Annotated in this window: 20 protein-coding genes; 4 read left to right on the forward strand and 16 right to left on the reverse strand. The window is 41.5% G+C overall.

The features are described from left to right. Positions 1–224 precede the first annotated feature (224 nt). The 3 genes from CCC71_RS01455 to CCC71_RS01465 all read left to right on the forward strand — a co-directional run bounded on the left by CCC71_RS01455 (position 225) and on the right by CCC71_RS01465 (position 2,388). Complete coding sequence (locus CCC71_RS01455) at positions 225–1,220, forward strand: DUF1858 domain-containing protein (protein WP_226974611.1); 996 nt, start codon at positions 225–227, stop codon at positions 1,218–1,220. Positions 1,221–1,222: 2 nt separating this feature from the next. Beyond that, entirely contained in the window at positions 1,223–1,885 is a 663-nt protein-coding gene (locus CCC71_RS01460; protein WP_226974610.1) for a hypothetical protein, read from the forward strand. Positions 1,886–2,100: 215 nt separating this feature from the next. After that, positions 2,101–2,388: a cupin domain-containing protein gene (locus CCC71_RS01465; protein ID WP_296332689.1), complete on the forward strand. Its 288-nt coding sequence runs from the start codon at positions 2,101–2,103 to the stop codon at positions 2,386–2,388. Positions 2,389–2,565: 177 nt separating this feature from the next. Here the strand turns inward: CCC71_RS01465 and CCC71_RS01470 are convergent, their stop codons facing one another. The 9 genes from CCC71_RS01470 to CCC71_RS01510 form a co-directional block, all read right to left on the reverse strand. Next, positions 2,566–3,015 (reverse strand): OmpH/Skp family outer membrane protein, encoded by a 450-nt coding sequence (locus tag CCC71_RS01470; RefSeq protein ID WP_127059053.1) that lies wholly within the window; start codon positions 3,013–3,015, stop codon positions 2,566–2,568. A gap of 234 nt (positions 3,016–3,249) precedes the next feature. Further along, a complete protein-coding gene (locus CCC71_RS01475; protein WP_021840419.1) occupies positions 3,250–3,624 on the reverse strand; it encodes a GerW family sporulation protein in 375 nt (124 codons plus the stop codon). A gap of 61 nt (positions 3,625–3,685) precedes the next feature. Next, entirely contained in the window at positions 3,686–4,789 is a 1,104-nt protein-coding gene (locus CCC71_RS01480) for a hypothetical protein (RefSeq protein WP_296332693.1), read from the reverse strand. A 164-nt stretch (positions 4,790–4,953) separates the two neighbouring features. Beyond that, positions 4,954–5,532: a cob(I)yrinic acid a,c-diamide adenosyltransferase gene (locus CCC71_RS01485; RefSeq protein ID WP_127059051.1), complete on the reverse strand. Its 579-nt coding sequence runs from the start codon at positions 5,530–5,532 to the stop codon at positions 4,954–4,956. A gap of 320 nt (positions 5,533–5,852) precedes the next feature. Beyond that, positions 5,853–6,851: a M23 family metallopeptidase gene (locus tag CCC71_RS01490; protein ID WP_021840416.1), complete on the reverse strand. Its 999-nt coding sequence runs from the start codon at positions 6,849–6,851 to the stop codon at positions 5,853–5,855. A gap of 73 nt (positions 6,852–6,924) precedes the next feature. Further along, positions 6,925–7,446 carry a DUF4446 family protein gene (locus tag CCC71_RS01495; protein WP_021840415.1) on the reverse strand — a complete coding sequence of 174 codons (522 nt, stop codon included), beginning with the start codon at positions 7,444–7,446 and terminating at the stop codon, positions 6,925–6,927. A gap of 210 nt (positions 7,447–7,656) precedes the next feature. Then, a complete protein-coding gene (gene hydF, locus CCC71_RS01500) occupies positions 7,657–8,874 on the reverse strand; it encodes a [FeFe] hydrogenase H-cluster maturation GTPase HydF (protein ID WP_021840414.1) in 1,218 nt (405 codons plus the stop codon). A gap of 75 nt (positions 8,875–8,949) precedes the next feature. Then, the gene (locus CCC71_RS01505; protein ID WP_021840413.1) at positions 8,950–9,945 is read right to left on the reverse strand and encodes a ParB/RepB/Spo0J family partition protein; all 996 of its coding nucleotides are present in this window, start codon (positions 9,943–9,945) and stop codon (positions 8,950–8,952) included. Continuing rightward, positions 9,938–10,699, reverse strand: coding sequence for a ParA family protein (locus tag CCC71_RS01510; RefSeq protein ID WP_021840412.1), 762 nt, complete (start codon positions 10,697–10,699; stop codon positions 9,938–9,940). Before CCC71_RS01510 ends, CCC71_RS01505 begins: the two co-directional genes overlap by 8 nt. A 529-nt stretch (positions 10,700–11,228) precedes the next feature. Between CCC71_RS01510 and CCC71_RS01515 the strand changes: the two genes are divergently transcribed. Further along, positions 11,229–12,395, forward strand: coding sequence for an ISL3 family transposase (locus tag CCC71_RS01515; protein ID WP_296332695.1), 1,167 nt, complete (start codon positions 11,229–11,231; stop codon positions 12,393–12,395). Between the two features lie 149 nt (positions 12,396–12,544). Here CCC71_RS01515 and CCC71_RS01520 read toward each other — a convergent pair whose 3' ends face one another. The 7 genes from CCC71_RS01520 to jag all read right to left on the reverse strand — a co-directional run bounded on the left by CCC71_RS01520 (position 12,545) and on the right by jag (position 22,507). Next, positions 12,545–13,408: a methylenetetrahydrofolate reductase gene (locus tag CCC71_RS01520; protein WP_021840454.1), complete on the reverse strand. Its 864-nt coding sequence runs from the start codon at positions 13,406–13,408 to the stop codon at positions 12,545–12,547. A gap of 117 nt (positions 13,409–13,525) precedes the next feature. After that, positions 13,526–15,952 (reverse strand): homocysteine S-methyltransferase family protein, encoded by a 2,427-nt coding sequence (locus CCC71_RS01525; protein ID WP_296332698.1) that lies wholly within the window; start codon positions 15,950–15,952, stop codon positions 13,526–13,528. A 185-nt stretch (positions 15,953–16,137) separates the two neighbouring features. After that, the gene (locus CCC71_RS01530) at positions 16,138–16,830 is read right to left on the reverse strand and encodes a vitamin B12 dependent-methionine synthase activation domain-containing protein (protein ID WP_021840456.1); all 693 of its coding nucleotides are present in this window, start codon (positions 16,828–16,830) and stop codon (positions 16,138–16,140) included. A 300-nt stretch (positions 16,831–17,130) separates the two neighbouring features. Next, positions 17,131–17,856 carry a 16S rRNA (guanine(527)-N(7))-methyltransferase RsmG gene (gene rsmG / locus CCC71_RS01535; RefSeq protein ID WP_226974464.1) on the reverse strand — a complete coding sequence of 242 codons (726 nt, stop codon included), beginning with the start codon at positions 17,854–17,856 and terminating at the stop codon, positions 17,131–17,133. Between the two features lie 8 nt (positions 17,857–17,864). After that, positions 17,865–19,742: a tRNA uridine-5-carboxymethylaminomethyl(34) synthesis enzyme MnmG gene (gene mnmG / locus CCC71_RS01540; protein WP_021840459.1), complete on the reverse strand. Its 1,878-nt coding sequence runs from the start codon at positions 19,740–19,742 to the stop codon at positions 17,865–17,867. A 193-nt stretch (positions 19,743–19,935) separates the two neighbouring features. Continuing rightward, positions 19,936–21,324, reverse strand: coding sequence for a tRNA uridine-5-carboxymethylaminomethyl(34) synthesis GTPase MnmE (gene mnmE / locus CCC71_RS01545; RefSeq protein ID WP_021840460.1), 1,389 nt, complete (start codon positions 21,322–21,324; stop codon positions 19,936–19,938). Between the two features lie 64 nt (positions 21,325–21,388). Beyond that, the gene (gene jag / locus CCC71_RS01550; RefSeq protein ID WP_021840461.1) at positions 21,389–22,507 is read right to left on the reverse strand and encodes an RNA-binding cell elongation regulator Jag/EloR; all 1,119 of its coding nucleotides are present in this window, start codon (positions 22,505–22,507) and stop codon (positions 21,389–21,391) included. Position 22,508 lies beyond the last annotated feature (1 nt).

Here is a 22,508-nt window from a genome sequence, read left to right on the forward strand (position 1 = left end):
CGAATCATTCTTCTAATATATCTAAAAAAATAAAAATGTAGCACAGGCTACATACATTTCAAGTAAAATGTCCTATAATGAACAATGTAAACACGAAGATTACCGTGTACTAAACGACATGAAGCAATATTTTTACTCGTATTATAAAAATATTACCTTCTTTATTATACGTAGAAGTAATGCACTCGTAAAGGAGTGCCGTCAAGGGAAAGGACGATGACATTATGGCTCAAGTAGCAGGTAACTTACAAAGAATTCGCAACGGTCAACGCCGTTATGCAATCACACCACGCATTCCGGGTGGTTTCGTACAACCAACTATGCTTCAAAAATTTATAGATGTAGCCAACACATTTAAGGCTACCCTCAAAATCACCGGTGCCCAACGCATCATGATTACTAACTTAAAAGCGGAAGATGTTGATAAAGCTTGGGAAATGCTGGGAATGGCACCGGCTTACAGCACATCCAATCGTGTACGCAGCGTAAAAATTTGCCCGGGCACCACGTTCTGTAAACGCGCTAAGCAAGACAGCGTAAGCCTCGGCATGAAATTAGATAAATTATATATTTCTCAGGAAATGCCTTCCAAAATGAAATTCGGCGTATCCGGTTGTCCAAACTCTTGCTCCGAATCCATCACTAAGGATATCGGCGTAATCGGTACCGCAGAAGGCTGGCAAGTATATGCCGGTGGCAGTGCCGGAGCACACCCTCGTTTTGCCGATCTCATCGCCGAAGTAGCCACTGAAAAAGAAGTATTAGCCTTAGTAGACCGCATGGTTACTTTCTATAAAGAAAACGCTCATATTGAACGTATGGGGGCCTTCATTGACCGCATTGGTCTTGATGCTTTCAAAGAAGCTGTATTAGGTGATGTTGAAGCAGCTGACGCATCCAAATCTGCAGCAGCAACCGCTACAATCAGTGCCGCTGCCGCAGCTGATGTAAATGCCACTGAGCCTTCCGTAAAATTACCGGGTATGGGTAATAATGCTACACAAGGTTTACAAATGGGTGAACCTATTACTGAAAACTCCATCATTCGTGAAATCATCGAAGTATATCCAAACACAATTCCGGCTCTTCAGGAAATCGGCATGGGCTGTCTCGGCTGTCCGTCGGCTACGTCCGAACCATTATGGCAGGCCGCTTCCATTCACGGCTTTGATGTTAATGACCTCGTAACTCGTTTGAATAATCTTCGTAAAGGAGCGTAACCATGTCAGCATTCTTAGGTCACATTCATTTTTGGTTGTATAAAAAAATTCGCCTCGTTATTGAGCGCGAAGACTTAATCTATAAAGAAGCACAGAAATCCTTAGGCGATTTAGCCGATGAGCTTCATTTCGTTGCCGTAGATCTTTACGGCAAACCAATTCCGGCGGACCGTAATCTTGAAATGATTATTGACCACAGCAATATTCACGGTTGGTTACAAAATCAGATTGAAATTGCTACGGTCCGTGAAGCTAACTTCATCAAAGACTTGCTCGACTGCGGTGGCGAAGATGCGGAAACCGCCATTTTGACAGCCTTCGTAACCCAAGGTGCCGCATGTGGGAAAGTAGCGGCCGACGAGCTTAATAAGGGTGAACATACGCCACAGGAAATCTATCAGATTATGCAAAACTACTATTTAAACGGCATGCCTTGTGACGGTGGCGATACAGTTCTCGCTAATACAGCTGATGAATACGTATGGGAAGGTAGCCACGCTAATCAAAAAGCCAACTGGGCTAAAGCCGGCGTCGATCAGACATTCATGATGGCTGCCTACCAGGCTTGGTTCCAAGGTTTTGTAAGCGCTGCAGATCCTAAGTTCAAATTCACCGTAGAATTAATTAACGGCGAATTCCCGCAATACAAAATCGTGCGCGCTTAAGCAACACTTCAAGTCCGGCTATTTTATACAGCCGACTCCCGGCTGATAGTTAAATCAGCAAAAAATTGTACGCCCTACAATTAACAATATATGTATATAACTTGCCGTCAGCTGACCATTGCACTTTATAACTAATTTACCTTTCCCTTATAGTCTAAAGGCAACGTACTGTCGGCAAGTTTTTTCTTACAATTATTTCCAAAGGAGGTTTTCTCATGGTTGGTACTGAAAAAAACGAATTGGGCTTATTATTCCAAGGTCCTAATTTTGTAGTTGTAAAAAAAGGCGGCAAAGCCGGTGAAAAAGTAGAAAATCACAATCATCCGGAAGCCAATGTAGTCTTTACCGTAGTAAAAGGCAAAGTAGAGGTTCAACTGAATCAGGAAGAAGAACATGTGTTAACTCCTGGTACGGTTTTACAGTTTAACGGTGACAACTTCATTCAAGCAACCCTCGTGGAAGACAGCGAATTTATTGTTACTTTAGTGCACAAACCGGAATAAAAAATAGCGACACATCCTTATTACGAAAATGTATCGCCGTTAACACAATATTTATAGGCACTAACCCTTATTCTATAGCCTCATAAAAGTAAAAGCGAGCCAAGGTCATCCTTGACTCGCTTTTTTTAATGAGGGCCTACTGTCATGTGACAGTCCTTAAATAATGAAGTTACTTGCTTATTTCAACAAAGCAATTACATCGTCAGTTACGTTTTCAGCAGTGGAGTTTGGTTCAATACTTACGATAACTGTAGGGTTAGCTACGATGAAAGGTAAGTTTTTCTGAGCACGTACCTGATCCAATTTTTCTTGGATTTTAGAATCAACCGGTGCGAAGATTTTGTTCATTTCTTCGTTGTATTTCTGAGCTACCGGAGCATATTTTTTATCGATAGCTTCCTGTTTTGCTTTTTCGTCTTTGATTGCGTTAATTTCATTTTCCAATTTCTGAAGTTTTGGAGCGTATTCCTGTTCAACTTTCTGAGCTTGCATTTGAATAGCACCGTAACCAGGATATGCCTGCATTACCTGAGCCATATTAACTACGCCAACATTAGCTGCGCTGGCAGCACCTAAACCAATTGTTCCAATAACTGCTAAAGCAGCAAGATTCTTTTTAAAATTCATGTCCCAAAGACCTCCTTACAAAACTAGAGCCTATTATGTAGCCCTATATTCACTATAGTAACAGAAATATAGAGAAACTACAATATCTAAAAAAATTAATTTAATATTCAATATTTATTTTTGTCATGTATTTATCATACCGATTGATAATGAATATCAAATGAATTATCGTTAAAACCAATCATATACTCTAAACAGCCCCTTAATAAAGAGGCTGTCTGACGAGATTATATTTTATTTTTCATCATTTTCATTGATATAAATATATTGGTCCTTTTTTAACTTGGAGATAATTTCAGGAACCATACCGATAAGGCGATCAAAACCACTGTATTTAGCGGAACCTTTGATGTTGAATAATTCTACCCGTTCGCCTTTGATAACAAGAATAGCAGTCGGTTCCATTTTAGCACCGCCGCCGGCACCACCGCAGTCAGCTTTACCGGCACCACCGGTACCGAAACCCATGGTTACATCTACAAATGGAACGAGCGTAGCATCACCGATTTGAATCGCTTCGCCGACTACAGTTTCCACTTTAATCATATCTTTGAATTTTTCAAAAATAGGTTGTAAATTCTCTTTAACAAAGGTGCATTTATTTTCCATGAGGATCCTCCTTAACGCATGTGTACTTCACACCGATAATATTTAGTATAGTAGCACCGCATTACGCAGCTGCTTTATCTTTTGTTTCTGATTTTTTAGCTTTGTTATTTTTGTCTGTAGCCTGTTTATTGTCAGACTCTTTAGCTTCCGCTTCTTTTTTAGCTTTTTGCGCTTTGCGATAACGCAAGGCAAATTTCACCGCATCAATTAAAAGGTCTCGTACCGGTTTCGATAGCGCAAACAAGGTACCGTAAAAAGCAAGTACGCCCGGACTGATACGACCATGCACATCTAAGCTGCCTTCAAAAGCGGGCTCAACGAAACTAAGTTCCACATTAGTCATTTTTTCAGGCCAAATCGAATATAAGGCCGATGCAGTCAACCCCATTTGATATGGATTGCCTGTACCGAATGTGCCTTCGATTTCAAAGTGACGCGGTTTCGAATGATTGTAACAACGCTTGGTAAAAAGCAACAATTTCTCATATAAGGCACCGTTGGTTACATGTTTAACCCACCACCATTTATGAGGATCTTTTGCTTTTTCTTCACCCTTCGCGTCTTCATCAGCTTGCTGGCTGTCAGTGTCAGCTTTTTGGGCCTCATTGGCCTTTTCAGCTTGGCGTGTTGCCTTAGCGGCTGCCGCTTCATTTTGAGCTCGCAATTCACTTGGTGATATAGTGCCTTCCACTTCACCCGTAGTCGGGTTCGTCATGATAATACGATCACCGCTTTTTTCAGTGACCTCTGACACTGTTTCCACAGGTTTACCGTCAGCATCAAAGCGTACACTTTTAACCACCGTCTTAGGTGTAGTGTCTTCTTCGCCTTCTTCCTGTTGTATCCGCGTTTTTTCCAACTCTTCTTCATAGACCTTGGATTCATCAGGTTCAGCCGTCTCTTCCGCTACGCGGCGGGACAACCAATCTTCATAATCACGGACATTGCCCAGTTTTGCTTTGTGCAAAATATAAACTTCTTTGAAAAAAGGCTTGCCTTGCTCATAGGCAAAGTGAATGCGAAACATTTTGCCCCACCATTGAATGAATAAACGCGCTTTATACGGTTTACGGCCTACTAATTCAACAGCATATGTAATGGGGTTAAAAATAGCGACTATAATCAGAACAAAAATAACCAGTAGCACTATGGCTAACCAGGTCACAGGCAACACCTACCCTCCTATAGTAACGTCTTGCGGTTTTCTCTATATCCGCCGCCCTTTCAGCTACCTGAATAAGGCATTCTTATAAATATTCTCCATATAGAGAGAAAATTCCTCTATTTTAGAACTTCTAATTTAAAAAATTCTATCTGACTTTATTATGGTTAGTTTTCAATGCCGGCTCTGGCTAAAACACCTTTTGTATAATAATGTTTTACCTCTTCCATAGAAGTAACCAAATCAGCTGCATCAACGAGCCAATCAGGGGCGCCACGACCGGTAAAAATCAATTCGGTCTTCGGTGAACGATGTGCCAATAAATCTTCTGTGTCTTCGCGACTGATAAGTCCGAAAAACAGGGCCATTACATATTCATCAAGTACTACCACATCATATTCGCCGGAGCTCACTGCTTCTTTAGCTCGTTCCATGCCCTTAGCTATAAGCGTTACATAATCAGCCGGCGGTTTGCCGACAGGAAATACAACAACTTCATCACCCCAACGAGCCAATTCTTCTTTGGTTTTGACTCCTTCTTGGATGATAAAAAAAGGCTTACCTACCGTCTCTAAGGTCAGATTCGGTAAGGTCGGTAAAATTTTATGTTCACTGTAAACCTTCGATTTCATGAACTGCAAAAACAACACTTTTTTGCCTGCTCCTAAGGCACGAATCGCCAACCCTATAGCAGCAGTCGTTTTACCTTTGCCATCGCCCGTATAGACTTGCACATACGTATCCATGATGGACCTCCTTTACACATTTGTATATTATCATTTTACCACATCTAAACCGCTAACGTTATATAAAAACTGTATACATTGAAAAATCTTTTAAATTTTTTTATCAAAAAGGCTATAACAACTCAAATATGCCATTATGAAACAAGAAAATTCTAATAGTTTTCCTAATCATAAGACAATCTATGAGTGTTATAGCCTTTAGTTTTTATGATAACTTATTCAATTTTCATATAGGATTTGATTCGGTTATTCGCCAAATACTACCCGGCTCTCGGTGCCAAATTCTAAACAGCAATAAAGTTAGTGAATTAACAAGAATGCTACTGAATCGGCAAGAATAACAACGGATCTACAGCTACGCCGTTAATATCCACTTCATAGTGAACATGGCTACCCGTACTCTTACCGGTACTACCCATTAAAGCAATCGTGTCACCTTGTTTTACCTGCATGCCTGCATGAACAAGTAAAACCGAGTTATGGCCGTAACGTGTTACAAAACCATTACCATGATCGATTTCTACCAAATTACCGTAACCGCCCGATGTTGCATCGGCAAAGGTAACCGTCCCCGCTGCAGTAGCAATAATCGGTGTACCGTAGTCATTAGCAATATCAAGCCCTTCATGGGTAGCGGAACCGCCATAAACAGGATCGATACGAGTACCGAAATTGGACGTAATAACCCCTTTAGCCGGCCAAATAGACGGCATAGTCGATGTATTGCCCGGATTATTGGCTGCAAATGCTACCGATTGTAAATCACGAATATTCTGGCCTGCGCCGTCACGCAAAATATTGCGCAACATATAAAACGAAGCCATACGCTGCTGTGCCAAGCGGTCAAGGCGCGACAATTTAGCCGACAAGCTTGTTACGGATGTTCCGGAACTGCCGGCGGCATTAGCTGCAGCGCTATTAGAATCTGTTTTAGCGGCACCGCCAGGCTCATCCTTATCGCCGGAAGCCGCCTGCGGGGTTTGTGCTTCTCCACCACCTTGCGGTATCGTACCGGATTCGGAGCCCTTAACCATTTGGCGAATTTCTTTATCCAACTGGTCCAACGATTCCATTTTTTTATCTAAAATCTCAGTTTTTTGTTGCAATAGCTTCAATTGTTCCGTCTGTAATTGCGTTTGTTGCCGCAATTGCATAACTTCAGCCTGACGCGTAATGCCCCAGATGCCGAAGCCTAAGGTAACAACCAATAACAATACGAAGCCGGTCAAAACCCAGCGCCATTGTTGTTTCGTTATTTGCAACGTATACGAATCGCCCTGACTTTGCACATGCTGTGCCAAAAAGTCCGGAATTTTCATATATTGCCCCCAACTCCTTCTTTTTACTACAATCCTTTCATCATTAAATTTGTTGTAACAAGATGTATCTATCTTATTTTACTACGGAAGCGCTGATAAGAGCTTCTTCATTGCTCTTCGTGCCCAAAGCTTCCTGCAAGCTTTCCATTTCTTCCTGAGAAAGACTGGCAAGACTTTTACCATTAACAATAGGTTTACTGAAAATACGAGATTCACTGCGTCCATATACACTGGAAATACAAATCCCGTTGTTATTACCATCCAATAAAGTTACGGAGAACGATAAGTCGTTTCCTATATTTTCAAAGGCATTGTATTTAACAAAACCAATTTTCTGAAATGTATTGTGCTGTGTCGCCTGAATTGCTTCCTGCTGCTGGAATAAACTTTCAATCGATTCCGCCGCATCACGCAATTCTTTGACTTCTACAGATAATTTACGCTCTAAACTACTGCCATTTTCACCGCGCATAAAATAATCATATCGCTTACTTAAGGAATTAATTTTACTTTGCAGTACGAGGCAATAGAGAAATAATACAATGAGTAATAAACCGCCGGCAGTGGCGATCCAAAGTTGCATATTTTCTAACATGATATGCCTTTCTATTTAAAATTATACGAATATAATGAATTTAATATTAAATTACAGCCTATTTCATCAATAACATGAAATAGCAAGGCTATAATATGCTGTTTTTTCCTTTTAAGGAGTCCATAATTCAACCAAATTATATCTTATAGCTGAACTTTTATTATATCACAAATGTGTGATTATTGTTACATTCAAATGCCTCAAGCCTACTTATAACTCAGAAGCAAAGGGACTAAGTGCACGGTCTAGTATACCATGTAATGACGCAATTAGCACGCCATAATTTACGATAGGCACCCCTTGTTGTTCTGATACATCCAGGCGGCGCAATACTTCACGGCGCGTCAACATACAGGCTCCGCAGTGAATTATCAAATCGAAGTCCTTTACATTTTCCGGGAAAGCGCCACCGCTGGTCCATTGCAAATCTAAATTTTCATACCCCGCCTGTTTTAACCAACGCGGGATTTTAACCGTACCGATATCATCACATTGACGATGATGGGTGCAGCCTTCACTAATCAGAACTTTAGCGCCCGGTTTTAAGTTTTTAACAGCTTTCACGCCGGCTGCCAATGTTTTTAAATTACCTTTAAAACGAGCCATCAAAATAGAAAAGGATGTAAGCGGAATGTCATCCGGCACCTGCTGAGCCACGGCATCAAAAGCCTGCGAATCGGTGATTACCATTTTTGGTTTTACCCCTAATTTAGCAAGAGCTGCCGAAACTTCTTCCGTTTGCACTACAAGACCCATACCATGAGCATCCAATATTTCACGAATCATCTGCACTTGCGGCAAAATAATACGCCCTTTTGGCGCAGCCTCATCGATGGGGCACACCAAAAGAATAACATCATGCGGCTCTACCAAACCGGCCAATAAAGATTGCTCATCTTCACCGTCTTTTGGTTTCATAGAACCTAATTTTTCTAAAATAACTCTCTGTTTATCATTTTTCAATAAGTCAGCGCCTATATAGGCCAAGTTCAAATCACCCAATACAGCACCGGCTTGTGCCATGTAAGAATCAGCGGTAATACCGGCCACTTCATTTAAAACAAGTAAAGTATTTACATTTTGACGTTGCAACAAACCAAGCCATTCCATATCCGCTGCTGTTAGTGCCGCATCGGTTTTCAAAACATACACGGCCAAGTTCATGCGCGGCAATAATTCTTTTGTCTTATTAATACGCAGCGGTCCCAACTCCGACGTATCGTCAACGCCGGCTGTATCGGTAATAACAACCGGACCTAATGGCAAAATTTCCATGGCTTTGCTCACCGGATCCGTAGTTGTACCGGCTACTTCCGAAACCAATGCAATTGGCTGTCCAGTCAACATATTAATCAAGGTAGATTTACCTGCATTACAGCGGCCGAAAAAACCGATATGTACACGATTTGCTTTTGGTGTTTGTTCCATACTTGTCATAGCTTCTTACTTACCTACCTTTAATATAACGTAAACCGCTCCAACCGTATGAAAATAGGTTAGCGGTTAAACGTGAAATGAAATGGAAGCCGATTCATCAGCGTCAACTTCAGTCTGTGCAGGAGAAGCTCCCTCAACTTCACCCATACCTTGGGCCTCTATATAATCTATGAGATAGTTTAACTCCTCTTCACTACGGAAGGCTATCTCCATTTTCCCTTGTACCTTATTACCTGCTTTAACTTTAATATCTACGGGCATGCCGAGACTCACTTTTAAGCGGTCCATAATAGCCCGTAACTCAGCTGTTTGCTGAGCTTTCGTTCTTGCTTTGCCCTGTTTACCATAGGTACCGTCAAGCATTTGCTTAACCAGTGTTTCCACCTGGCGGGCCGTTAATTCTTTTTCTTTAATAAGCTTTAATGCTTCTTTTTGTAATTCTTTATTTTTTAAACTCAATAGTGGTCTGGCTTGACCAATAGAAATATCGCCAAGGGATAATTCTGTAAGAATAAAATCCGGCAGCTGCAGTAGGCGCACCATATTGGCCACATGAGAACGACTGCGTCCCAAGCGAGTGGCAATGGCCTCTTGCGTCTTTTTAAACGTATCCATAAGGCGCTTATACGCATATGCCTCTTCTACAGGGTCCAAATCTTGACGCTGTAAATTTTCCACTAAGGCGATTTCCGTAATCTGTTCCATACTGTAGTCTTTAATGACTACCGGTATGGTCGTAAGTTCCGCCAACTGGGCAGCGCGCCAACGACGTTCGCCCGCCACTATTTGATATTTATCATCCATTTTACAAACTACGATAGGTTGAATCACACCATACTGACGAATCGATTCCACCAATGTTGCCATTTCATCTTCTAAAAAATTACGACGTGGCTGATTTGGATTAGGCTCGATTTCCGTTAACGGTAATTCAACAATTCCCGTTTTAGCGGCTTCATCAATATTGGCTGTGGCCGCGGATGCAGTTCTCTGCTCATCTTGCGGCAGCAAGGAAAGCACACCTCTGCCGAGACCACCTTTTTTCTTACTGTCTCTAGGCATTTTTGATGACCTCCTTGGCTAATTTCATATACACTTCGGCCCCCTTGGATTTCGGATCATAAATAATGATCGGTTCGCCATAGCTGGGCGCCTCACTTAAACGCACATTCCGAGGAATGATAGTTTTATACACTTTAGTAGTGAAGAATTTTTTAACTTCATCCGCCACTTGAATCGATAAATTAGTACGACCGTCAAACATGGTTAACAATACACCTTCAACTTCAAGTTTTTCATTCAAGGATTTTTTAACCAAGTTAACGGTATTAATCAACTGGCTAACTCCCTCCAGTGCATAGAATTCACTTTGAATCGGAATCAATACACCATCAGCGGCAGTCATCGCATTGAGGGTGAGCAAATCGAGTGATGGCGGGCAATCGATGAAAATAAAATCATAGTCATCTTTTACTTCTTTTAACGCCTTTTTCAAAATATGCTCGCGCTTTGGTAAGTTTACCAATTCAACACCGGCTCCGGCCAAATCTATGGATGCAGGTGCAATCTTCAATTTCTTAAGAGCTGTTGGCACGATAACATCATTCATCGTCATGCCATTGATTAAAACATCATAAATACAAAGCTCTAAATTATCTTTATCAATGCCAAGTCCGCTTGAGGCATTTCCCTGTGGATCCATATCAATAAGCAGCACTTTTTTGCCTAATTTCGCAATACAAGCACTTAAATTAACCGATGTGGTCGTCTTGCCGACTCCACCTTTTTGATTTGTTATGGCTATTATTTTTCCCACAGGCTCACCTCATTTTCTTAATACAAATACACAAAAATATTATACCATACTCCCCGAATAAAAACTTGTAAAATAGGACAATTTAATCATTTTTTAAAAATTGTTTCACGTGAAACAATTGAATTTTTCTTTGCTTATAAAGAGATGTTACATTAAATTCAAAACAATACGCACCTTTAATTGCGTGGCTATTTGTTTCACGTGAAACAATCCAACTCATCTTCAAATTTTAAAATTCTAATAATAATTTTATTCCTCCCGCATTAGTTTTATAATTCGAGCATTAATGTTTCACGTGAAACATTTACGGCGATAATTAAATAGGTTCTATAATTTATTTTGGGGCGCTAAAGAGAAACGCTAGTTGCGTGTCCTCTTGGCGCCTACTTTTTTTGCACAAAAAAAGACATATTGAATAAAATCCGATACAATAAAGGTGCTAACAATTAACGAAAGGATGTTTATTCAATATGTCTAGTCTTAATTATATAGGAAAATGCTCGGAATAAAAGATTCACATATCCAAAATATGAGAGAAACTTCAGAAGAATATGTATTACATGTGATGGTGCCGGTAAAACCTCATGTTTGTCCTAATTGCCATAAGGAAACAACGCGTATAAAAGGCTATACACATCGTACAATCCGCCACACTACAACCAATGAAAAGCCGATTCGCCTTATCTATCGTCAACGCCGGTATAGCTGCACTTGCGGACGCACGTTTAATGAAAAAACAGAGTTCTCTACGCGCTATCTTAGGACTACCCCCCGACTACGAGAAGTGGTCATTACTGAATTGTCAGAGGTAAAATCTCTAACAGCAGTTGCTAAACATTGTCATATTAGCGTAACTCAAGTTATTCGCATTTTTAAGGAAATTAACTATAGCCGGCCCAAGACATTACCTTCGGTATTATCTATTGATGAATTTAAAGGCAATGCAGCCGGCCAAAAATACCAGGTCATCCTTACCGATCCTACTGACCATAAAATACTGGATATTCTGCCTAAACGAGATACAGTCAAGCTAATACAGTACTTTTTGCAATTCCCAAGACACGTACGAAACAACGTAAAATACATCACAATGGACATGTCCCTCCAATTCCGCTCCGTCATGAAGCAATGCTTCCCTAAAGCTCATATTGTTGCTGACAGATTCCACTTAATCCGGCTGGTGACCTTTGCCCTTGAGCGAGTGCGTAAAGCTGAGCAAAATACCTTAACTAATGCAAGCCGAACCTTCAAAACGAATAAGCGAATATTGACTAAACATTTTAAGGATTTAACTGACAATGAATATGCAAAACTGATGGATATGTTTCACTATTCATCGAGATTACACCGTGCCTATATGCTAAAATATACCTTCCATACAGTGTTGAAATTTAAACGGAGGCGCGATATTCTAAGGTCCATAAATGAATGGCTTTCATTAGTTTTTGACTCTGAACTATCTGAATTTCAATCCCTCTTAAAAACGTTCTCCTCTTGGAGCGACGAAATTATTAATGCCTTAACCTTCCCATATTCAAACGGCTTTACCGAGGGTTGCAACAACAAAATTAAAGTTTTAAAACGTTGCTCTTTTGGGATACGGAACTTCCACTACTTCCGAAACCGGATTTTATTCATCAATGCAAGAAAAGGACACGCAACAGTTATGTCGCATGTCCTTCCTCAAAGTGCATAGACTCTTTAGCGCCCCAAAATTTGACAAAGAGCCATTAAATATCATTCACATTGTTTCACGTGAAAAAAAACGATTCGTCACCTTAATAACGAATCGTTTTTTTGTCATTCAATTAAAATAAGTTTAGTAAATTTAACAAAGGATTTCTATTACACGTGGTCAATCAGATATAAAACAGTCTGTATGTCATTAAGTGGCATAATATGAACACCTTGAGCTACTTTCTTTATGGCCAGCAATGTTTCCAAGGCGATTTCAAGTCCTGCCTCTTTGCCGCCTTTTTCCATACGGTCTAATATATCTTCCGTCAATGAAATTCCCGGCACCTTCGTATGAAGGTATGTGGCCATTTTAAAACTTTTCAAAGGAATGAGCCCTAACATAACCGGAATTCCTAAAGGAGCTACCATATCAATAAAACGTTTAGCCTTTTCTAAATCATAAATCGGTTGCGTCTGAATAAAATTAGCACCCGCTTCTACCTTGCGAATTATTTTAGCTTTTTCCTCTTCCAAGTCATCAGCCCCCGGATTACCGGTTGTGCCAATGTAAAAATTTGTTGGCACTTCAAGTTCATTACCGGCCAAGTCAAAACCGCTATTTAAAGTGTGAGCTATTTTCAACAAGCCCATAGAATCCACTTCAAAAATAGGTTTTGCATCAGGATGATCCCCTCTCGAAGGTTCATCACCGGTTAAGGTTAAAATATTATTAACGCCCAAAGCAGCGGCCCCTAAGAGTTCTGCCTGCAAGCCTAAAATATTTCTGTCGCGACAGGTCAGATGGAATATGGTATCAATCTGTGCCCGATATTTAATTAAATGAGCCAAAGCAATCGGACTCATGCGAAGTTTGGCCATCGGGCAATCAGCAATATTAATAGCATCCACTTTATCTAAAAGTTGTGCCGCTTCCTTAAAAGTTTTATTTGCCGAAGCACTTTTCGGCGGGTCCAATTCAACCGTAATGGTAAATTGTCCGGCTTTATGTTTTTCACGTAATGATGTAACCATCTAAATCCCCAACTCTCTCTTATAATTAAGTATTTTTTACCAGTCGAATATAATGCCGGGCATTCTCATACTATCCTCGGCATATTTAACGATAGCTGATAATAAGTAAAGAAATTATCAGTCGTCTCCAAGCAGTTTTTTAACAATATTAACGGCCGTAATCCCATCTTTAGCATACGAATCAGCCCCTGCCTTATCAGCATATTCCTGCGTAAGTACGGCACCGCCCACAAGAACCTTAGCCGGTAAACCTGCTTCGCGAATAGCTTCAATCGTCACGTCAATCATAGGCATCGTTGTTGTCATAAGTGAACAAATCCCTACGACCGTAGCATTTTCACGTTTAACGGCCGCTACAATTTCTTCCGGATCCACGTCTTTCCCCAAATCAACTACACGGTAACCGTTATTTTCGAGTAAAGCTGCTACGATATTTTTTCCTAAATCGTGAATATCACCTTTAACGGTCGCCACTATAACCGTATCTCGAGTTATGCCGCCGGAGTCCGGTAACACACGTTTAATGGTTTGGAAAGCACCTTGCATAGCTTCGGCAGCCAACATTACCTGTGGTAAAAAGACTTTACCGGCGCCGAATTTTTCCCCCACCACATTCATCGCTTCCGACAAGGCATGTTTTGTTATTTTCAAAGGATCAACACCATCAGCCAACGCCTTTTCTACTAATTCAATAACTAATTCTTTTTCCCCTTGTTCAACAGCATGCTGAATATTTTCTAAAGGATCATCACTGTTAAAAGAAACCGTGGCCACTTTTTTAGAAGCAGAACTTGTAACTGTACCTTCTTCGTCCAAGCCGTAATCGGCAATAAATTCAGCCGCGGCCGGATCAAAACCGAGTAATGTTCGTGCTGCCACAAAGGCTTTTTTTACAGTCGCATTTAAAGGATTAAGAATTGGTGCTGTCAAACCATGAGATACAGCCATTGTTAAAAATTGACTGTTTAAATATGGTCGTTGCGGCAAACCAAAGGACACATTGGATAAGCCCATAACCGTTGGAAAGCCGAATGTTTCTTTATACATCGCCAAGGTGCGAAGTGTTTGTACCGCACTGTCCTGACCACTTGCCAAAGTTAATACAAGCGGATCTAATAATAAATCCTGACTACGAAGACCATTCTCATAGGCGGCAAGTACAATTTCTTTAGCCAATTCCACTCTTTGTTCCGCCGTAGCCGGCAAATCACCACGGCCCAATGGTAAACATAAAAGGGTGGCCCCATAGCGTTTTGCTAAAGGCAATACTTGGGCCAATTGTTCCGGTTCCGCATTTACAGAGTTAATCAAAGGACGACCGGGATACATTTTTAAGCCCGCTTCCATCGCAGCCGCATCCATAGTATCAATGGAAAGGGGCACATCTACGAGCATACTGAGTTCCATAATAGCCCGTTTCATTATGGCCGCCGGATCTACATCAGGCACGCCCATATTAACATCCAATACAGCCGCACCGGCTGCCACTTGTGCCAAAGCATCACGTTTTACCATGGCAAAGCTGCCCTCTTTAATTTCTTTGGCCAATACTTTACGACCGGTCGGATTAATACGTTCACCGATAATAATCGGCTTTTCCGTATGCCCCACTTTAACAAAACCGGTACGACTGGTAAAGGCCGTAAACGGTGCAATTTCAGGTCGTTCTTTAGGTGTATGATTACCGGCCGCTTCAGCGATGGCTTTAATATGTAAAGGTGTACTGCCACAACAAGCACCCACATAGGTTGCCCCTGCATCAAGTAAGGCCGGTACATAAGAACCCATTTCTTCCGGCGATAAAGGGAATACCGTTTCCCGACCAACCAGCATCGGCATACCCGCATTTGGCTGAGCACTAATCGGCAAGTTAGTAACCGAAGCTAAGCGTTCAACTAACGGTATAAGCTGTTCCGGTCCTAAAGAACAATTAATACCTACCACATCGGCTCCCATGGCATCCATTAAAATAGCTGCCACTTCCGGCGGTGTCCCGGTGATAGTACGACCGTCTTCACTGAAGGAAAATTGACAAATACTCTTAACGTCCTCTTTAGTTTTATTTAATTTTTCACGAGCATCACGAGCAGCCAATAAGGCAGCACGCATTTCCTGCACATCTATAATTGTTTCAATGATTATGAAATCCACGCCCGCTTCAATTAAAGCTAAGGCTTGTTCATAATAAGTATCATAAACTTCATCAAAAGAAATCTGTCCCAACGGCTCTATGAACTGGCCGGTAGGCCCCATGGAACCGGCTACTTTAGCTGACGGTTTTACCTGGGCAATCGCCTTTTTAGCTGCCTTAACGGCGGCGGCATTAATTTCCGCCACACGATGTTCCAAACCGTAATCCGCCAATTTTAAACCACAGGCACCAAATGTATTAGTCGTTACGATATCACTGCCGTTTTTTAAATAGGCCGCATGAATTCCGGTGACTACCTCCGGATGTTCCACATTAAATAATTCGGGACAGTCCCCCTCCACTAAGCCCGATTGTTGGAGCATAGTGCCCATAGCACCGTCAAATATATACATACCTATCGCCTCTCTCTGTTCCTATTAACTCATATATTATCTATTAAAATTACTGTATCTTGGTTTACATTATTTAAGTTTACCTTATTAAGCTTCCGAAATTACTATACTTTCTTTAATTATCCAACCGGCTATACCTTGTTTAACTTCTTAACCGGCTATACCTAATTTAATTTCTTAACCGGCTACACTTTGCGTGATGCGCAGTTAACCTGACTGCAGGAACTGCAACCCCGTTTAATCCCCGGGCGTACATCACCGTTTTTTTCACAATCAAGAGCCCCTTTGGGAATGCAACCTATAATAGCTGTTACCGATTTGCGTGGAAACAGCAAGAATGTGTCCGTTACTTCAAGTCCTATATGACTCGTACCAATAATGGCCGCTAAATCTTTTTGCACATTCAGATTCCAATTACCGTAACCGGGACTGAATCGCCATGTCGTAGTATAACCCGCTTTAGCCGCTTCTTTCTCAATTAAGTCATTCACTTGATTCGCAACCTGTTCAACCGCCGTTGTAGCAGCCGCATCGACTAACAAGCCTAAGGTATAATTATTTTCTTTAAAAAGCTCAGCACTGCGCAGCTCTACACCTTCCCCAATGGTAACAGCCAAAACATATACTTTGTCCGCTTTTTCTAAATGTTTGCGAATCGAACTGCCTTCTACGATTAGGGGCGGATTGCTTTTTATCGTTCCCGTAGCGGCATCATAGTCATACGCTTCATAAACACCCTTCGGTTCCGCCACCAATTGTACTTCCAAACAAGCATCGGTTACATATTGTTTAGGAAAATCTGTTGCCTGGCGTAAGCCCGCATATCGTATTGTTTCTGCCACATCTATCTGTGGTAAACGACCATTGTAAATAGCCATACGCCTCGCTCCTCTCATCATCTTTCGCAAATATTTTCGGCCATCTGCACTTATAATCTATATAAAAAACTATTATAGATTTTGCCTATAATCTATAATCAACAAATATGGCCAACACATAAAAATATGTTACCTTTATTACCTTTTAATGTCAATAAAAAACCCCTTGCTAAAGGCCTGTAAACATATACATATCAAATGTACTTAGTTATAGGTTAAACCTTTAACAAGGGGAATTTTATTCATATCTTACCGATTTTATACATGCAGTAAGAACTTTATCTTATCAATATTAAGTTTTTAAACTAAAGGCTTAGTCTTAATATCCTTTGGCTTACGGGGATATAACTTAGGTGTTACACCTGTTTTCTTAATATAAATAATAGCCCGCTTATCATCGAGCGTTGGCAATTGTACCGGTTTTACCTGTTCAATGCTTCCTTTTAAAATCTTCAACGCTTTCGACGCTTCGGCCATTTCTTCCTCATAGGCGGCGCCTTTTAAAGCTACCATATACCCATTTTGTTTTACATACGGCAAAGCCCATTCGAGCAGTACCGGCAAGCGCGCCACCGCCCGACTGGTCACGAGATCGTACGCTTCACGATGCGCCGAATCATGGCTTATATCTTCCGCTCGACCATGTAATGTTGTTACCTTATGTAATCCCAATTTTGATATAACATCACTGAGAAAATTAAGTCGTTTTTGCAAGGAATCAAATAGCACAATTTCTAAATCAGGGCGCATAATAGCGAGCGGTATACCGGGGAAACCGGCACCTGTTCCCAAATCAAGAAGTTTTGCACCTTCTTTGAAAATAAGATCCTTATCATCCAAAGCTGTGAGGGAGTCTACAAAATGCTTCACCGCTACTTCGTGCGGATCCGTAATGGCCGTCAAATTGAGATACTTATTGGTTTCAATAAGCATTTCATAATAGGTCGTGAATTGACTTAATTGATCGGTTGTAGCCGAGAAACCGGCCGCCTTTAATTGAATCGCCAAATTATCGGTAAAGTTCATAGCCCCTCCTACTGTTGTTGTTCACGACGATATTGTTCTAATTGGATTAATAAAACCGACACATCCGCCGGTGATACACCGGAAATACGACTGGCTTGGCCGATGGAATGAGGTTTAATAGTCTTTAATTTCTGCTTGGCTTCCAAAGAAATGCCTTTCATGGAATCATAATCCCAATCGGCAGGAATAATCTTTTCTTCCAACTTGCGAACTTTTTCTACCTGTTCCATTTGCTTTTTAACATAACCTTCGTAGGTAATCATAATGTCGATTTCTTCTTCTACATCAGGACTGTAACGTTTTAAATCAAAGGCATCAGCCACATCGCCATAGCTTAATTCATTACGCTTTACCAAATCATAGGCAGTCATACCGGTTTTAATATGAGCGGTCCCCATAGATTCCAAGAGTGCCTGCACTTCTTTGGTTGGGTTAATATTTCGTGCTCGTAAGGCTGCTACACCTTCTTCGATTAACGATTTTTTATGCAAGAAACGCTGATACCGTTCATCCGATACGAGGCCGATTTCACGACCTTTTTCAGTCAAACGAAGGTCCGCATTATCCTGACGAAGCAATAAACGATATTCACTGCGGCTCGTCATCATACGATACGGTTCCTTGGTGCCTTTCGTTACCAAGTCATCGATTAAGACACCGATGTAGGCTTCGGAACGGGACAAAATAAACGGTTCTTTACCTTGCAAATATAAAGCTGCATTAATACCGGCCATGAGACCTTGAGCGGCCGCTTCTTCATAACCGGACGTACCGTTAGCCTGACCGGCGGAATACAAGCCTTTGATGTGTTTGACTTGAAGAGCCGGCGTCAATTGCAACGGATTTAAGCAATCATATTCAATGGCATAAGCAGGACGCATAATTTCTACATTTTCAAGACCCGGAATGGTGCGCAAAAATTGATACTGCACGTCGATTGGTAAGCTTGTACTCATGCCCTGTACGTACATTTCATTTGTGTGATTACCTTCCGGTTCTACAAAGAGTTGGTGACGGTTTTTATCACTGAAACGAACTACTTTATCTTCAATGGATGGGCAATAACGAGGGCCCGTACCTTCAATGATACCGGTATACATCGGTGCCCGGTTTAAGTTTCCGCGAATGATATCATGAGTTTCTTCCGTAGTATAGGTAAGCCAGCAAATCTGTTCATTGCGATCAGTCCAATCAGACATGAAAGAGAAGGCGCGGTACTTGCTGTCGCCCGGTTGTTCTACCATGTGATCCAAAGTTAAAGAACGTTTATCCACACGAGCCGGCGTACCTGTTTTAAAACGCATCAATTCAATGCCGTTTTTACGAAGCGAATCAGACAATAATTCAGCTGTACGCTGACCGTTAGGACCGCCGGTATAGGTCAATTCACCAAGAATAATTTTACCTTTCAAGTAAGTACCGGTGCAAAGAATGATAGCTTTCGCTTCATATACTTCGCCCAATTCACTCAAAATACCCTTTACTTCACCATCTTCGATAAGCAGTTCATTTACCATAATCTGTTTTACATTCAGATTATCCGTATTTTCAAGGGTTTCTTTCATCAAACGCTGATAAGCCACTTTATCAGACTGAGCACGCAAGGAATGCACGGCCGGACCCTTACCCATGTTCAGCATGCGCATCTGAATGGCTGTAGCATCCGCATTAATAGCCATTTGACCGCCTAAAGCATCCAGTTCATACACCAAATGACTTTTACCCGGGCCACCTACGGCCGGATTACAAGGCATCAAAGCAATATTATCTAAATTAAGAGTTGCCATAAGCGTGCGTTGGCCCATACGGGCTGTAGCCAAGGCCGCTTCGCAACCGGCATGACCGCCACCGATGACAATGACGTCATACGTATCTACTGTATACATACTATCTCCTATCCCTCTCTCGAGGCACTATTGTTCAGTAATTTTATACCAACCTCATTTGAGGTCTGTAATTTACATTATAAGCAAATTCAGTTGTCTAAGCAAAAACCTATATGACAACCAAGAAATTACCAAAAGTTTTACTTAAACAAAATAGTCAAATTTTGAAATTTACACTATTTTATTTACCTAATTATTTACCTAAGCAAAAACGACTGAATAATTCATCTACTAAGGATTCGCGCAAACTGTCACCCGTAATATCCCCCAGTTGCTCCCAAGCAGTGCGTACATCAGTAACGATAAAATCAACCGGCAAGCCGGACTCAATATTATTCAAAGACTGTTCAATCTGCGATTTAGCCTGCTCCATCAAAGTAATATGGCGCACATTGCTAAGCATAGCGGATGATTCATTTTGAACCGTACCGCCATATACCAATTCTTTGACAGCATCAGCCAACACATCCATGCCTTCACCGTTAGCAGCACTAATCGGTGCAATAGCGGCAAATTGACCGTATTGAGCCACCGTATCGGCCGTAATGACCGCGCCCTTATCGGCTTTATTGAGGAATACGATGGTATTTTTATGAGAAGCTTCACGTAAAATGGCTTCTTCCTCCGCCGTCATAGGCTCCGATGCATCAATAACGCACACTACGATTTGAGCTTTATCCAAATACTCTTTAGCTCGATCTACACCGAGTTTTTCCACGATATCATCGGTCTCACGAATGCCGGCTGTATCAATCAAACGAACCGGAATTCCCTCAATAGTAATAGCTTCTTCAATGCTGTCACGGGTGGTACCCGGAATATCCGTAACAATAGCACGATTTTCACGCAAAAGAGCATTCATAAGGCTCGACTTACCTGCATTCGGACGTCCCACAATAGCCGTCATAATGCCATCACGCAACAAGCGCCCACGGTTAGCCGTAGCCAATAATTGATTGATTTTAGCTAAAATAGGCCGCAATTTATCCGCCGTTTCATCCATCGTAAGTTCTTCAATGTCTTCTTCCGGATAATCAATAGCCACTTCCAGATGTGAAATTAACTCAATCAACTGTTCTCTAATGGTGCGAATCATACCTGCCAAAGTACCATCCAGCTGTTTTACCGCAACCGCCAAAGATTGCTCCGATTTTGCCTCTATAATATCTATAACAGCTTCCGCCTGGGTAAGGTCGATGCGGCCGTTTAAAAACGCCCGTTTCGTAAATTCACCCGGCTCGGCCAAGCGAGCCCCCTGACGAAGCAATAATTTCAAAATTTCACGCACCACGATAATCCCGCCGTGGCACTGTACTTCTATAACATCCTCCGCCGTAAACGACTTTGGACCTTTCATGATTAAAACAAGGACCTCATCAAGGATTTCATCCTGTTTCTGAGGATCTATAATATGACCATATTGAATGGTTCGATTCGGCCGTTTTTCTAAAGGTACGGTTCCCTGTGCTTTAAAAACAGAACCAACTATTTCAAAGCAACGAGTGCCACTGACGCGAATAATGCCAACCCCGCCGATGCCGGGTGGCGTCGCAATGGCAGCAATCGTATCTTCTGTGTACATGGTGTTCTCCCTTGTGTAAAAATAAAACCCGATCATAGATCGGGTTTTATGACTCGCACATAGCTTATCGTTTATAAGCAATGACTACGTGACGATACGGTTCTTCACCTTCACTATCAGTCACAATATGTACTTCGTTTTGGAGCGTTAAATGAATAATTTTACGCTCGAATGCACTCATAGGTTCCAAGGAAATCTTTTGACGATTTCGTTTTACCTTCGAGGCAAGGCGTTTAGCCAAATTAACCAAAGTTTCTTCACGACGAGAGCGATAATTTTCTACATCCACTACGATATGACAATGGCCGGCTACTTCTTTATTAGCCACCAAGTTTGTTAAGTATTGAATAGCATCCAAGGTTTGACCATGTTTGCCGATTAAAATACCTAATTCTTCACCATGAATCTGGAATGTGATTTTCTCAGCAGTCATCATTTTTTCAATCTGAACGGATAAGCCCATTTTGCTAAACATATCTTGTAAGAACTGTTTACCTTTATCGGCAATCACCATCTGTTCTTCTTTAGAAACCGGTTCACGTTGCGGTTTTACAGCCGCTGCAACGGTAGTTGCCGCATCTTCCGCAGTCTCTTTAGCATCAGCTAATGTATCCGCAACGGTATCTTTTACATCAACCGCTACATCTTTTGCCTGCGCTTTCACATTAGCAATTTTTGCTTGTGCCGCATCAGCTGCTTCACCTAAATGTTGCTGTGCTTTATCAGCAAGTTCGGCAGCCTGTTCTTTCACTTCGCCGAATTTTTGCTGCGCCAATTCAGAAACTTCACCGGCTTTTTGTTGAGCCGCTTCCGCTACTTCATTGAATTTTTGCTGCGCTGCTTCGGCTACTTCTACAGCCGTGCTTTTAGCGTCAGCTACTTTTTCCTGCACAAATTCAGAAGCTTCACTAACTGCTGTTTTTGCTTCCGCTACTTTAGTCTGTGCCGTAGCCTGTACATTGGCTGCGGCCTGTTCAGCTGCAAAAGCTACTTTTTCAGTCAACGGAGCTTCTTCAAAATATAAACGCACTAACGCATCGCGACGACCAATACCCAAGAAACCGCTGGAAGGCTGTTCCAATACTTTCGTATCGGTTACGACCTTACCGTCAGCTTTAAGCTGTTCGGTGCCTTTGGCAACGGCATCAGCAATCGTTTTTGCTGAAACTTCAATATAATCCATA

Source organism: Veillonella sp. LMAG:90 (genome assembly GCF_008679445.1).
Classification (GTDB): domain Bacteria; phylum Bacillota; class Negativicutes; order Veillonellales; family Veillonellaceae; genus Veillonella_A.

Coding starts and splice junctions, on each gene's coding strand:
- mnmE (WP_021840460.1), bottom strand. CDS start 21,324: ATGTACACAGAAGATACGATTGCTGCCATTGCGACGCCACCCGGCATC.
- CCC71_RS01465 (WP_296332689.1), top strand. CDS start 2,101: ATGGTTGGTACTGAAAAAAACGAATTGGGCTTATTATTCCAAGGTCCT.
- mnmG (WP_021840459.1), bottom strand. CDS start 19,742: ATGTATACAGTAGATACGTATGACGTCATTGTCATCGGTGGCGGTCAT.
- CCC71_RS01490 (WP_021840416.1), bottom strand. CDS start 6,851: ATGAAAATTCCGGACTTTTTGGCACAGCATGTGCAAAGTCAGGGCGAT.
- CCC71_RS01505 (WP_021840413.1), bottom strand. CDS start 9,945: ATGCCTAGAGACAGTAAGAAAAAAGGTGGTCTCGGCAGAGGTGTGCTT.
- CCC71_RS01525 (WP_296332698.1), bottom strand. CDS start 15,952: ATGTATATATTTGACGGTGCTATGGGCACTATGCTCCAACAATCGGGC.
- CCC71_RS01495 (WP_021840415.1), bottom strand. CDS start 7,446: ATGTTAGAAAATATGCAACTTTGGATCGCCACTGCCGGCGGTTTATTA.
- CCC71_RS01470 (WP_127059053.1), bottom strand. CDS start 3,015: ATGAATTTTAAAAAGAATCTTGCTGCTTTAGCAGTTATTGGAACAATT.
- rsmG (WP_226974464.1), bottom strand. CDS start 17,856: ATGAACTTTACCGATAATTTGGCGATTCAATTAAAGGCGGCCGGTTTC.
- CCC71_RS01515 (WP_296332695.1), top strand. CDS start 11,229: ATGAGAGAAACTTCAGAAGAATATGTATTACATGTGATGGTGCCGGTA.
- CCC71_RS01530 (WP_021840456.1), bottom strand. CDS start 16,830: ATGGCTATTTACAATGGTCGTTTACCACAGATAGATGTGGCAGAAACA.
- CCC71_RS01455 (WP_226974611.1), top strand. CDS start 225: ATGGCTCAAGTAGCAGGTAACTTACAAAGAATTCGCAACGGTCAACGC.
- CCC71_RS01485 (WP_127059051.1), bottom strand. CDS start 5,532: ATGGATACGTATGTGCAAGTCTATACGGGCGATGGCAAAGGTAAAACG.
- CCC71_RS01475 (WP_021840419.1), bottom strand. CDS start 3,624: ATGGAAAATAAATGCACCTTTGTTAAAGAGAATTTACAACCTATTTTT.
- CCC71_RS01520 (WP_021840454.1), bottom strand. CDS start 13,408: ATGGTTACATCATTACGTGAAAAACATAAAGCCGGACAATTTACCATT.
- jag (WP_021840461.1), bottom strand. CDS start 22,507: ATGGATTATATTGAAGTTTCAGCAAAAACGATTGCTGATGCCGTTGCC.
- hydF (WP_021840414.1), bottom strand. CDS start 8,874: ATGGAACAAACACCAAAAGCAAATCGTGTACATATCGGTTTTTTCGGC.
- CCC71_RS01460 (WP_226974610.1), top strand. CDS start 1,223: ATGTCAGCATTCTTAGGTCACATTCATTTTTGGTTGTATAAAAAAATT.